At 56.7% G+C, this 358-nt stretch carries 1 pseudogene; it reads left to right on the top strand.

Annotation, left to right across the window (positions count from 1 at the left end):
- Positions 1-358: pseudogene (locus A3754_RS00265) on the top strand (ATP-dependent metalloprotease); the annotation flags it as partial.

Consider the following 358-nt stretch of genomic DNA (forward strand, 5'->3'; position numbering starts at 1 on the left):
GTACGCCCGGGTTCTCCGGTGCGGACCTGGCCAATCTGGTCAACGAAGCTGCATTGTTCGCCGCTCGCGCCAACAAGCGAATGGTGTCCATGGAAGAGTTTGAGAAAGCCAAGGACAAGATCCTGATGGGCGCCGAGCGTCGCTCCATGGTGATGAACGAAAAAGAAAAGCTGAACACCGCCTTCCACGAAGCGGGCCACGCTATTGTGGGGCGTTTGGTGCCAGAGCATGATCCGGTTTACAAGGTGAGCATTATTCCCCGCGGTCGAGCGTTGGGTGTCACCATGTACTTGCCGGAAGAAGACAAGTACTCCCAGTCCAAGCGTGGTCTGGAATCCTCGATCTGCTCCCTGTTTGG

The sequence above is a fragment of the Alcanivorax sp. HI0083 genome (assembly GCF_001635175.1).